Raw genomic sequence first — 11,610 nt, forward strand, 5'->3', positions numbered from 1 at the left:
AATGTGAAAATCGTCATGTCAAAAGGTCAATGAAAAAGAATTTATGGATCTGGCTCATTACTGCCTTTTAGGGGCCTCATGTATCCTGTTTGTCATTCAGAGAGAAATATTCAGTTTGTGTTTTTATCCGTCAAAGAGGTTTACATTTTTTCCATATCAAGTGTTCCATTTGAGGGTATTCATTATGTCTGGCGCAATAAGTTCCCTGGAAAGGGTGATTTTACCTGTTGCGGTAACGCTGGGTAAACAGATACATGTTAACGCTATTAAAAATGGTTTTATCAGGCTAATGCCATTAACGCTTGTTGGAGCGATATTTGTTCTGATAAATAATGTTTTGTTGAATTTTGGTGAAGGATCATTTTTCTGGTCTATGGGTATTCGCCTGGATGCGAATACTCTTGCATCACTGGAACAACTAAAAGTTATAGGCAGTAGCGTATATAATGGAACGTTGGGAATAATGTCATTGATGACGCCATTTTTTATTGGCATGGCGTTGGCTGAAGAGCGTAAAGTGGATGCGCTCGCTGCCGGCTTATTATCGATTGCCTCTTTTATGACGGTTACGCCGTTTACAGTAGGAGATGTTAGCGCTATTGGCGCAAACTGGCTTGGCGGCGCAAATATTATATCGGGTATTATTATTGGTCTGGTCGTTGCTGAGATATTCACTTTTATTATCCGTCAGAACTGGGTTATCAAATTACCTGACAGCGTACCGGAATCGGTTTCGCGCTCATTTACGGCATTAATCCCAGGTTTTATTATTCTTTTCATGATGGGACTGATTGCATGGGGGCTGTCGTTGGCTGGCACCCATTTTCATCAGGTGATTATGAATTCGATTGCGACACCACTAGCGTCGCTCGGTAGCATCGTTGGATGGGCATATGTGATATTTAATGCCTTACTGTGGTTTTTTGGCGTACATGGAGGACTGGCATTAACTGCGCTCAATAGTGGAATTCTGGGCCCATGGGGAATGGAAAATATGGCGACCTATACTGAGTATGGTTCTATCGACGCAGCGCTGGCTGCGGGTAAAACCTTTCATTTCTGGACCGGGCCAATGTTGGAGTCTTACGTCTATCTCGGCGGGACTGGTGCAACGTTGAGTCTGATTTTCGCTATTTTTATCGCCTCACGCCGTGCTGACTATCGGCAGGTAGCTAAGATGGCATTACCCTCCGGACTGTTTAATATTAATGAGCCGATTCTGTTTGGCCTGCCCATTATCATGAATCCGGCGTTAATGATTCCCTTCGTACTCATTCAGCCTATTCTGGCTGGTATCACATTATTAGTCTATTCAGTAGGTATTATTCCACCCTCTACAAATTTTGCGCCGTGGACAATGCCAGTAGGGCTGGGGGCATTCTTCAATTCTAACGGCAGTATCGCTGCACTCATTATGGCATTAGTGAACCTTGCCATAGCGACCTTAATTTATCTCCCTTTTGTCATTATTGCCAATAAAGCACAAAACATTATTGATGAGGATGAGAGCGAAGAAGATATCGCCAATGCCTTAAAATTTTGATGAGGTGTGAACATGGAAATCAACACGGTACATGAAAGCCAGTTTTTAAAAGGTAAAGATTTTTATTTCTTTATTTTGGACAAAACGGAGAGTGTGAGTGGACTGCATCAGCATGACTACTATGAATTTACGCTAGTTCTGACAGGAAGCTGTAGTCAGGAGATAAATGGTAAACGTGTAATGCTGGAACGTGGTGATTTTGTCTTTATCCCGGTAGGGTCTTACCATCAAACGTTTTATGACTATGGAGTTACGCGAATATTAAATATGGGGGTAGGTAGACGCTATTTTGATGAACACTATCTGGCGATACTCCCGTCATGTTTTGTGGCGTCTCAGCCTTATGCAATGTCTAATGCTTTCTTAACTTTTATAGAGCAGACCTTATCAACAATGGATATTCATCAACGAGAATGTGATGAGTTCAATAAATTACTCACTTTTTATATCGTCAATCGTTTGCAGCATTATGAGGATAATTCACGGTCGGATGCAATACCCGGCTGGCTAAAACAACTCGTCAGCGACATGCACAAAAAATCAATGTTTTCCGATGATGCGTTGAATAATATGGTAAGGCTTTCCGGGAAAACGCAATCTTATCTTACACGGGCTACTAATCGTTATTATCACAAGACGCCCGGCCAGATAATAAATGCTATTCGGATCAACTATTGTAAAAAACAACTGGAGACCACTAATTTTTCGGTTGCTGATATTGCTTTTGAGGCCGGATTTAGTAGTCCTGGAATTTTTATCAATAACTTTAAGAAAATGACCTCATTCACCCCAGGCAATTACCGACGGAAATTGGCGAGCTCACAGCAGGAGTATATATGAAAAAATTAAAAGTAGTGACTATTGGAGGAGGAAGTAGTTACACTCCTGAACTTCTTGATGGATTTATTAAACGCTATGATGAGTTACCTGTCAGTGAGTTATGGCTGGTGGATATCGAAGAAGGTAGCGAAAAACTCGATATTATTTTTGCGCTTTGCCAACGTATGGTCGCACAGGCGGGAGTGCCGATAGCGATTTATAAAAGTTTAAATCGACAGGAAGCGTTAAAGGATGCGGATTTCGTCACAACACAATTCCGGGTTGGTCAGCTAAAGGCGCGTGAGCAGGATGAGCGTATCCCACTGGCACATGGTTATCTTGGGCAAGAGACTAATGGTGCGGGCGGGTTATTTAAAGGGTTACGCACCATTCCCGTTATTTTTGATATTGTGAAAGATGTCCAGCAGATTTGTCCTCAGGCGTGGATTATTAATTTCACCAACCCTGCCGGGATGGTAACAGAAGCCGTCTATCGACATACTCGTTTCAAACGTTTTATTGGCGTCTGCAACGTCCCGGTAGGGATGCGGATGCTCATTGAGGACCTTCTGTCATTAACAAAAGAAGACTCGCTTTCTATCGATCTGTTTGGCCTCAATCATTTAGTATTTATCGGCAATATTTGGGTAAACGGGCAGTCACGTTTTGCTGAGGTAATGAATCTGGTAACATCCGGTACTATAAGCGGCAGTTCGGTTAAAAACATATTTAGCCTGCCATTTAGTGGAGGGCTACTGCGTTCGCTCAATTTACTGCCATGCTCCTATCTACTTTATTATTTTAAATCTAAAGAAATGCTGGCAATAGAAATGGGAGAGTATTACAAAGGCAGTGTTCGTGCGCAGGTTGTACAGAAATTGGAAAAACAGCTATTCGGGATTTATAAAAAGCCTGAACAGAATAGTAAGCCTGCGGAACTGGAATCTCGTGGTGGTTCTTATTATTCCGATGCGGCGTGTGAGGTTATCAATGCAATTTATAATGATAAACAAACGGAACATTATATTAACGTGCCTCATCATGGTCATATCAACAATATTCCTGTGGACTGGTCCGTAGAAATGACCTGCCTGTTAGGCAAGAATGGGGCTACACCGCATCCACGCATCACACATTTTGACGAGAAAGTTTTAGGATTAATTTACACGATAAAAATTTTTGAAATTGCAACCGCCAATGCGGCCTTGAGCGGACGAATGGATGATGTATTACTGGCGCTCAATCTCAATCCTTTAGTCGGTTCAGATCAGGGCGCTGAAATATTGGCGCGGGAGATGCTGCTTGCTAACCAGCCGTATTTGCCTCAATTTGCTGATGCGATCAACTTGCTTCGCCAGCGAGATCATTAATAGAAGGTCAGAATAATGACGAAACTGTTAATTGTTAATGCCGATGATTTTGGTTTAAGTCCTGGCATAAATTACGGCATTATTGAAGCGCATCGTCACGGGTTGGTTACGTCAACAACGGCTATGATGAATGCCGATGGTATTGAACATGCGGCAGCAATTAGCGCCGATTTTCCTTTGCTTGGCGTGGGTCTGCATTTTGTTCTCAGTTTTGGCGCGCCATTGTCCAGTATGCCTTCGCTGGAAAGAGAAGGTATGCTGGGGAAATGGCTCTGGCAGGCCGCCGCACAAGGGAAAATTCAGGATGATGAACTAGTGACTGAATTACACAGGCAGTATGAAGGTTTTGTCCGGCTCTTTGGACGAGCGCCTACGCATATTGATAGCCATCACCATGCGCATTTTATTCCCCAGGTCTGGAAGCATGTTGTACGATTTGCGGGAGAAACCGGACTTCCGTTGCGTCTCGATCGACAGCACGCTATTTCTACGCAAGGCGTAAAAGGCGTTGATAACTTTATCAGCAATTTTTATGCAGAGAATGTCTCAGCCCATTTTATTCTTGCGGCTTTGACACGCGCAGCAGCAGGGAAAGAACAGTCCGTTGAGCTGATGTGCCACCCGGGATTTATCGATAAAATTGCTCTGCAAAGCAGCTATTGTTATCCGCGATTGGATGAGCTGGACGTGCTGACGTCAGCGACGTTGAAACAAGATATTCTGGCGCAAGGTTTCCGCCTGGGAACCTACAACGATCTGTAATAAATAGCCCGGCGGATTAGCGTCGCCGGGCATATCGTCAGGACGGAATAAACTGATACTCGGTCAGGCTGGCGTACTCCTCGCCGGGGCGAAGGATACAGTCAGGCTGCGGCCATTCAGGATGATTCGGGCTGTCCGGCAGCAGTTCGCTTTCCAGCGCCAGCCCTTGCCAGTCTGCATAAGGTTCTGGCCCGCGGGCAGGCGTACCCGCCAGATAATTGCCGGAATAAAACTGTAACGCCGGGGCAGTGGTGTAAACCATCATTTGTAGCTTTCCATCCTGTGACCACAGACGGGCCGCCGGCTTTTTGCCATCACCCTGCGTCTGTAGCAGGAAAGCATGATCGTAGCCTTTAACCTTGCGCTGATCGTCATCGGCGAGAAACTCGCTGGCGATGACTTTTGGCATCCGGAAGTCAAATGAGGTGTTGGCCACCGATTTTAGCCCCTGACGTGGAATACCGTATTCATCTACTGGCAGATACTCATCCGCCAGAATTTGCAGCTTATGTTGACGCACGTCGGTCCGATCGCCGTCCAGATTAAAATAGACGTGGTTAGTCAAATTCACCGGACAGGGTTTATCGACCGTCGCACGGTAGGTGATGGAGATTCGATTGTCATCGGTCAGACGATATTGCGCCGTGGCGCAAAGATGGCCGGGAAAGCCCTGGTCGCCGTCATCAGAGGTGAGCGCGAATAATACCTGGCGATCGTTCTGATTCACAATTTGCCAGCGGCGCTTGTCAAAGCCTTCCGGTCCACCGTGTAGCTGGTTTTCGCCCTGGCTTGGGCTTAACTGTACGGTTTCGCCGGCAAACGTATAGCAGCTATTGGCGATACGGTTCGCGTAACGGCCAATAGAGGCGCCGAGGAACGACGTCTGTTCAGAATAGTGTTCCGGGCTGGCACAGCCCAGCAATGCTTCCCGAACGCTGCCGTCAGACAGCGGAATACGGGCAGAAAGAAGAGTGGCTCCCCAGTCCATCAGCGTTACCACCATCCCTGCGCTGTTGCGCAGGGTTAACAGGCGGTACGGCTGACCATCGGGGGCTAGTGCGGGCGTTTCATTTAGCACTGTCCTGCTCCTTGCGACGGTTTGCATACATAAAAGGTTTCTTTGATACCGGTTTTCGCTTCGTACTGCTGCGCAACGGCCTGCTGAACGGCGGGAACCAGATCTTCCGGGATCAGCGCGACAACACATCCACCGAAGCCGCCGCCGGTCATGCGCACGCCGCCTTTATCGCCGATGGTCGCTTTGACGATGTCTACCAGCGTGTCTATCTGCGGGACGGTAATTTCGAAATCATCGCGCATCGAGGCATGGGATTCCGCCATCAGTTGGCCCATACGTTGCAAATCACCTTTCTCCAGCGCGCTTGCTGCTTCAACGGTGCGCGCATTTTCGCTCAATACATGGCGAACGCGTTTTGCGACTACCGGGTCCAGCTCGCTGGCAACGGCATTGAACGCCTCGAGGCTGACATCGCGCAGGGCCGGCTGCTGGAAGAAACGGGCGCCGGTTTCGCACTGTTCACGGCGGGTATTATACTCGCTGCCCACCAGAGTGCGCTTAAAGTTACTATTGATGATCACCACGGCGACGCCTTTCGGCATGGAAACCGCTTTGGCGCCGAGCGTACGGCAATCAATCAGCAACGCATGATCTTTTTTGCCGAGCGCAGAGATGAGCTGGTCCATAATGCCGCAGTTACAGCCGACAAACTGGTTCTCGGCCTCTTGTCCGTTGAGCGCAATTTGCGCGCCGTCCAGCGGCAGGTGATAAAGCTGCTGGAAGACGGTGCCCACCGCCACTTCCAGCGAGGCGGAGGAGCTTAACCCGGCGCCCTGCGGCACATTGCCGCTGATGACCATATCCACGCCGCCAAACGCGTTGTTACGCTGTTGCAGGTGTTTCACTACGCCGCGCACATAGTTAGACCACTGCTGGCGGTCGTGGGTCACGATCGGCGCATCCAGTGAAAATTCGTCCACCTGATTATCGTAATCGGCGGCAATCACCCGCACGGTACGATCGTCGCGCGGCGCACAGCTAATTACGGTCTGGTAATCGATAGCGCAGGGCAGAACAAAACCATCATTGTAATCAGTGTGCTCGCCGATCAGATTGACGCGGCCTGGCGCCTGAATCGTGTGGGTGGCAGGGTAGCCGAAAATTTCAGCAAACAGAGAGCGCGTTTTCTCTTTCAGATTCATTTTTATACTCCGGATTCGCGAAAATGGATGTCGCTGACCGCACGCAGGCGTTCAGCCGCTTGTTCTGCGGTTAAATCACGCTGGGTTTCCGCCAGCATCTCATAGCCGACCATAAATTTACGGACGGTCGCAGAGCGCAGCAGCGGTGGATAAAAGTGCGCGTGCAACTGCCAGTGCGCGTTTTCTTCACCGTTAAACGGCGCGCCGTGCCAGCCCATTGAGTAGGGGAAGGAACACTGAAACAGGTTGTCATAACGACTGGTCAGCTTTTTCAACGCCAGTGCCAAAGAGTCGCGCTGCTCGTCGCTTAAATCGGTAATGCGCAGGACATGCGTTTTGGGTAACAGTAGCGTTTCGAACGGCCACGCCGCCCAGTAAGGCACCACCGCCAGCCAGTGTTCGGTTTCGACCACGGTACGGCTGCCGTCCGCCAGTTCTCGCTGTACATAATCCACCAGCATTGGCGAACGCTGCTCGGTGAAATAGGCTTTTTGTAAACGATCTTCGCGTTCGGCCTCATTCGGCAGAAAGCTGTTGGCCCAGATCTGTCCATGCGGATGCGGGTTCGAACAGCCCATCGCCGCACCTTTATTTTCAAAGACCTGCACCCACGGATAGGTTTTGCCTAACTCGGCGGTCTGCGTCTGCCAGGTTCTCACGATTTCCGTCAGCGCGGGCAGGCTCAACTCCGGCAGCGTTTTACTGTGATCGGGAGAAAAGCAGATCACGCGGCTGGTGCCGCGCGCGCTCTGACAGCGCATCAGCGGATCGTGGCTGTCCGGCGCATCCGGCGTGTCGGTCATCAGCGCCGCGAAATCGTTAGTAAAGACGTAAGTCCCTTTGTAATCGGGATTTTTATCGCCAGTCACTCGCGTATTGCCCGCGCACAGGAAGCAGTCCGGATCGTGCGCCGGTAGTATTTGCTGAGACGGCGTTTCCTGCGCCCCCTGCCAGGGGCGTTTTGCGCGATGCGGCGAAACCAGAATCCACTGACCGGTAAGCGGGTTATAACGACGATGTGGATGATCGATGGGATTAAATGGGGTCATAACAACATCCTTAATCTGGGTATCCCTGCGGATGGCGTGACTGCCAGTGCCAGGTGTCCTGCGCCATTTCGTCAAGCGTGCGGGTGACACGCCAGTTCAGCTCGCGATCGGCTTTGCTGGCATCCGCCCAATACGCTGGCAGATCGCCGTCGCGACGCGGTGCGAAGTGGTAATTAATGGGCTTACCGCAGGCTTTACTAAAGGCGTTGACCACATCCAGTACGCTACTGCCGACGCCAGCGCCGAGGTTATAAATATGTACGCCGGGTTTGTCCGCCAGTTTTTCCATCGCCACGACGTGCCCGTCGGCTAAGTCCATAACGTGAATGTAATCGCGCACGCCGGTGCCATCTTCGGTCGGGTAATCGTTGCCGAAAACGGCGAGCGATTCGCGACGACCCACGGCGACCTGGGCGATATAGGGCATCAGGTTATTCGGAATACCTTGCGGATCTTCTCCCATGTCGCCCGACGGGTGCGCGCCGACCGGGTTGAAATAACGCAGCAGCGCAATACTCCATTCCGGCTGGGCTTTTTGCAGATCGGTGAGGATCTGTTCTACCATCAATTTACTTTTGCCATAGGGGCTTTGCGGCGTGCCGGTAGGAAAACTTTCGACGTAAGGAATTTTGGGCTGATCGCCATAAACAGTGGCGGAGGAGCTAAAAATAAGGTTTTTAACGTTGGCCGCACGCATTGCGCTGATCAACCGCAGCGTACCGTTGACGTTGTTGTCATAGTACTCCAGCGGCCTGGCGACCGATTCGCCGACGGCTTTCAGGCCGGCAAAGTGAATCACGGTATCAATCGCGTGATCGTGCAGAATTTCGGTTATAAGCGCTTCGTTGCGAATATCGCCTTCGACAAAGGTCGGGTGCTTACCGCCCAGACGTTCGATAACGGGCAGTACACTGCGCTTGCTGTTGCAGAGGTTATCGAGGATGACGACGTCATGACCATTTTGCAGCAATTGCACACAGGTATGACTTCCAATGTAACCGCTACCACCTGTAACCAATACTCTCATAATTCGCTCCGTTAAGCATATGGTATGGAATAACCATAGCATAACAAAGATGCGAAAAGTGTGACATGTAATAAATTAGTGGAATCGTTTACACTTGAGTTAGCTCACAAATAGTCGCCAATAATTTGATGATAAATCAATGGATTTTAGAATGATCACGCCTTTTATCTGAAAAAGCACGAAAAAAGGGCGCTTCACACGCCCCGGTTGGCATTAAGGTAACGTAGATTGCCGATAGAGATAGTGGTCGCCTTCTGGCACAAATTCCAGCCGATGGGTAATACAGGCAGGCGCATCCTCTGCATGATGGGAAACGAACAGCAGTTGGGTCTCTCCCTGGCGAATTAATACATCGACAAAACGGCGTACCAGTTGGCGGTTCAGCGGGTCGAGCCCTTGCAGCGGCTCATCCAGTATCAACACTGTCGGATGCTTAACCAGCGCGCGCACGATCAGCGCCAGCCTCTGCTGTCCCCAGGAGAGGCTGTGGAAGGGGGCATCCGCCGTACGCTTATCGATTCCCAGAATATCCAGCCACTGTTGCGCCAGCTTTCGTTGCCTGTCTGAAACGGCCTGGTAAATGCCGATAGAATCGAAATAGCCGGAGAGAATGACATTGCGCACCGTGGTACTGACGCGGTACTCCAGATGTAAACTGCTGCTGATGTAGCCGATATGTTTTTTGATATCCCAAATCGTTTCGCCGCTTCCTCGCCGCCGACCGAACAGAGTGAGATCGTTGCTGTAGCCTTGCGGATGATCGCCAGTAATAAGGCTAAGCAGCGTAGACTTACCCGCCCCGTTAGGACCGACGATCTGCCAGTGTTCGCCCGGATTTACTCGCCAGCTTAGATGGTGGAGGATAGGGCGATCGTTATACGAGACCACGCCATCGTTAAGTACGATCCGTGGTTCGCCATCGGGTAACGCATGGCGGGCGGGAGGTTCGTCCGGTTCGGGTAAGTGTACGTCGGCCAGACGCTCGCTGTGCGCGAGTTGAGCGACCAACGCCCGTTGCAGCAACTCTGCCGTCGTTCCGGTTTCCGCCAGCGTACAGTCGGCAAGCACGCCGGCAAACTGAACAAAGTCCGGGATTTCATCAAAACGGTTGAGTACCAGCGCCAGGGTAATACCCGCCTGGCTCAACGCCGTCAGGCGTTGCGCCAGTTGTTGACGGGAGACCACGTCAAGCCCGTCGAACGGTTCATCGAGGATCAATAACTCCGGCTCAGACATCAGCGCCTGACACAGCAGCGCTTTCCGTGTCTCGCCGGTAGAAAGGTATTTAAAACGCCTGTCGAGTAAAGCGGAAATGCCGAACTGCTGCGCCAGCATCTCACAGCGGGCGGGATGGTGAACATCATCCTGAATAATTTCCGCGGTAGTGCGCCCGGTATCTTCTTCGCCAGGACTGAGCATATCGGTGTTATTACGTTGCCACTCATCGCTGACCAGCTTTTGCAATTGTTCAAAGGACAGACGAGTAATGCGGGTAAACCGACACTGGCGTTCGCCTTTTAATAGCGGCAGTTCACCCGCCAGCGCGCGGGCGAGTGCCGACTTCCCGCTCCCGTTAGCCCCAACGAATGCCCAGCTATCGCCCGCATTTAGCGTTAGCGAATCCAGATGAAGTGTTTTTGTATCGCTCAGACGAAACGTGCCTTGCGAAATTTGCAATGATGACATTTTGCATCCCATTTTTTGCAGCGATGAATGACAGGGATACGTCTTTCGGCAACGGATGTCAATGTGCTTAGCACAACGTCGCAATAATCACTCTGTCCGCATTAAACCAGGCAATAACGTCATCGCCTTCCTTTAACGTAGCGGCATCCGCAGTGGGTATAGTGGCGCACAGCGTCTGGCCGTCCGGCAGCGCCATCAACACTTCACACTGTTCTGCGCCGCGCTCAATATGGCTAATCGTTCCCGACAACTGATTGTCAGCGGCGCTCGCAATGGTTGCATCCCGGGTAATGCCAACCCACGGCGCTTTTAGCAGGATCAGCACTTCTTTACCTTCCTCCAGACCGAGTCGTTCGCCGCTTTGTGCCGTCAGCGCGACTTTGAGCCGCGTTTCGCCGTCGGCCAGCAACACGTCGACATGCTGTTGTACCTGATCGCGATCGCGTGCGGTAATGGTGCCGAACCACTGGTTGCGGGCACTGGTTTGCAGTGAAAAGCGGGAGATGGCGGCCAGCAGACTGTCAAGCGGCAGGGCGTCATCGTCGCTTAACACATCGAACGCTTTTTGCTGAATTTGGCCCAGCAGATCGTAAAGCTGGATCAGACGCTGGCCATAGCGGGTTAATACCGCGCCGCCACCGCCTTTGCCGCCCGTCGCGCGTTCAACCAGCATATGTTCGCTAAGCTGGTTCATGTCATTTATCGCATCCCAGGCGCTCTTATAGCTGATTCCCGCGTCTTTCGCGCCCTGACTAATAGAGCCGGAAAGCGCAATGTGTTTCAGCAGAGAGATACGTCGGGGATCGGCAAAAAGCTTTTGCTGAAGTTTCAGGGTAAGAAGGATTTCGGCCTGCATAACCAGCTCCTGGTAAAAAGGCTATTGTGACTGAAAAGCGCGCCAGCGCAAAGCCGACCGCACAAAAGGGGAGTGCTTTTCTGGGTTATGCGGTTAGAATATAAAAAGGACTATATCTGGAGTTGCCCATGTTAGAGTTATTAAAAAGTCTGGTATTTGCCGTCATCATGGTACCGGTAGTGATGGCCGTCATCCTCGGTCTGATTTACGGTCTGGGTGAGGTGTTCAACATTTTTTCCGGTATCGGTCAGAAAGACCAGTCCAGACAGAACCGCTGA

Annotated in this window: 11 protein-coding genes; 5 read left to right on the top strand and 6 right to left on the bottom strand. The window is 50.5% G+C overall.

Features of this window, described 5'->3' with window-relative positions; translation table 11 throughout:
• Positions 1–184: 184 nt before the first annotated feature.
• The 4 genes from chbC to chbG are packed head-to-tail and all read left to right on the top strand — an operon-like array spanning position 185 to position 4,494.
• Positions 185–1,543, top strand: coding sequence for a PTS N,N'-diacetylchitobiose transporter subunit IIC (gene chbC / locus AC3G3F_RS11555; RefSeq protein ID WP_023248203.1), 1,359 nt, complete (start codon positions 185–187; stop codon positions 1,541–1,543).
• Between the two features lie 12 nt (positions 1,544–1,555).
• On the top strand, positions 1,556–2,383 hold the full coding sequence (gene chbR, locus AC3G3F_RS11560; RefSeq protein ID WP_023248202.1) for a transcriptional regulator ChbR: 828 nt from the start codon (positions 1,556–1,558) through the stop codon (positions 2,381–2,383).
• Positions 2,380–3,732 carry a 6-phospho-beta-glucosidase gene (locus tag AC3G3F_RS11565; RefSeq protein WP_070801865.1) on the top strand — a complete coding sequence of 451 codons (1,353 nt, stop codon included), beginning with the start codon at positions 2,380–2,382 and terminating at the stop codon, positions 3,730–3,732. Before chbR ends, AC3G3F_RS11565 begins: the two co-directional genes overlap by 4 nt.
• Before the next feature lie 15 nt (positions 3,733–3,747).
• The gene (gene chbG, locus AC3G3F_RS11570; RefSeq protein WP_023248200.1) at positions 3,748–4,494 is read left to right on the top strand and encodes a chitin disaccharide deacetylase; all 747 of its coding nucleotides are present in this window, start codon (positions 3,748–3,750) and stop codon (positions 4,492–4,494) included.
• Between the two features lie 37 nt (positions 4,495–4,531).
• On the opposite strand, the gene galM is transcribed toward chbG, so the two are convergent.
• The 6 genes from galM to modE form a co-directional block, all read right to left on the bottom strand.
• Positions 4,532–5,572 carry a galactose-1-epimerase gene (galM, locus tag AC3G3F_RS11575; protein ID WP_023248199.1) on the bottom strand — a complete coding sequence of 347 codons (1,041 nt, stop codon included), beginning with the start codon at positions 5,570–5,572 and terminating at the stop codon, positions 4,532–4,534.
• Positions 5,566–6,714, bottom strand: coding sequence for a galactokinase (galK, locus tag AC3G3F_RS11580; protein WP_218504960.1), 1,149 nt, complete (start codon positions 6,712–6,714; stop codon positions 5,566–5,568). The genes galM and galK overlap by 7 nt, the downstream gene beginning before the upstream one ends.
• A gap of 2 nt (positions 6,715–6,716) precedes the next feature.
• Positions 6,717–7,763: a galactose-1-phosphate uridylyltransferase gene (gene galT / locus AC3G3F_RS11585; protein WP_079817492.1), complete on the bottom strand. Its 1,047-nt coding sequence runs from the start codon at positions 7,761–7,763 to the stop codon at positions 6,717–6,719.
• A gap of 10 nt (positions 7,764–7,773) precedes the next feature.
• Positions 7,774–8,790, bottom strand: coding sequence for a UDP-glucose 4-epimerase GalE (galE, locus tag AC3G3F_RS11590; RefSeq protein WP_053510119.1), 1,017 nt, complete (start codon positions 8,788–8,790; stop codon positions 7,774–7,776).
• A 213-nt stretch (positions 8,791–9,003) separates the two neighbouring features.
• Entirely contained in the window at positions 9,004–10,476 is a 1,473-nt protein-coding gene (modF, locus tag AC3G3F_RS11595; protein ID WP_488395012.1) for a molybdate ABC transporter ATP-binding protein ModF, read from the bottom strand.
• A gap of 67 nt (positions 10,477–10,543) precedes the next feature.
• Entirely contained in the window at positions 10,544–11,332 is a 789-nt protein-coding gene (modE, locus tag AC3G3F_RS11600) for a molybdenum-dependent transcriptional regulator (protein WP_088734192.1), read from the bottom strand.
• Between the two features lie 128 nt (positions 11,333–11,460).
• Here modE and AC3G3F_RS11605 point away from each other — a divergent pair, with 128 nt between their 5' ends.
• Entirely contained in the window at positions 11,461–11,610 is a 150-nt protein-coding gene (locus AC3G3F_RS11605; RefSeq protein ID WP_053510115.1) for an AcrZ family multidrug efflux pump-associated protein, read from the top strand.

The organism is Salmonella sp. FC25216 (assembly GCF_057751355.1).

Excerpts from the sequence above, each read along its gene's own strand:
- chbC (WP_023248203.1), top strand. The coding sequence starts at position 185 with ATGTCTGGCGCAATAAGTTCCCTGGAAAGGGTGATTTTACCTGTTGCG.
- chbR (WP_023248202.1), top strand. The coding sequence starts at position 1,556 with ATGGAAATCAACACGGTACATGAAAGCCAGTTTTTAAAAGGTAAAGAT.
- AC3G3F_RS11565 (WP_070801865.1), top strand. The coding sequence starts at position 2,380 with ATGAAAAAATTAAAAGTAGTGACTATTGGAGGAGGAAGTAGTTACACT.
- chbG (WP_023248200.1), top strand. The coding sequence starts at position 3,748 with ATGACGAAACTGTTAATTGTTAATGCCGATGATTTTGGTTTAAGTCCT.
- galK (WP_218504960.1), bottom strand. The coding sequence starts at position 6,714 with ATGAATCTGAAAGAGAAAACGCGCTCTCTGTTTGCTGAAATTTTCGGC.
- galT (WP_079817492.1), bottom strand. The coding sequence starts at position 7,763 with ATGACCCCATTTAATCCCATCGATCATCCACATCGTCGTTATAACCCG.
- galE (WP_053510119.1), bottom strand. The coding sequence starts at position 8,790 with ATGAGAGTATTGGTTACAGGTGGTAGCGGTTACATTGGAAGTCATACC.
- modF (WP_488395012.1), bottom strand. The coding sequence starts at position 10,476 with ATGTCATCATTGCAAATTTCGCAAGGCACGTTTCGTCTGAGCGATACA.
- modE (WP_088734192.1), bottom strand. The coding sequence starts at position 11,332 with ATGCAGGCCGAAATCCTTCTTACCCTGAAACTTCAGCAAAAGCTTTTT.
- AC3G3F_RS11605 (WP_053510115.1), top strand. The coding sequence starts at position 11,461 with ATGTTAGAGTTATTAAAAAGTCTGGTATTTGCCGTCATCATGGTACCG.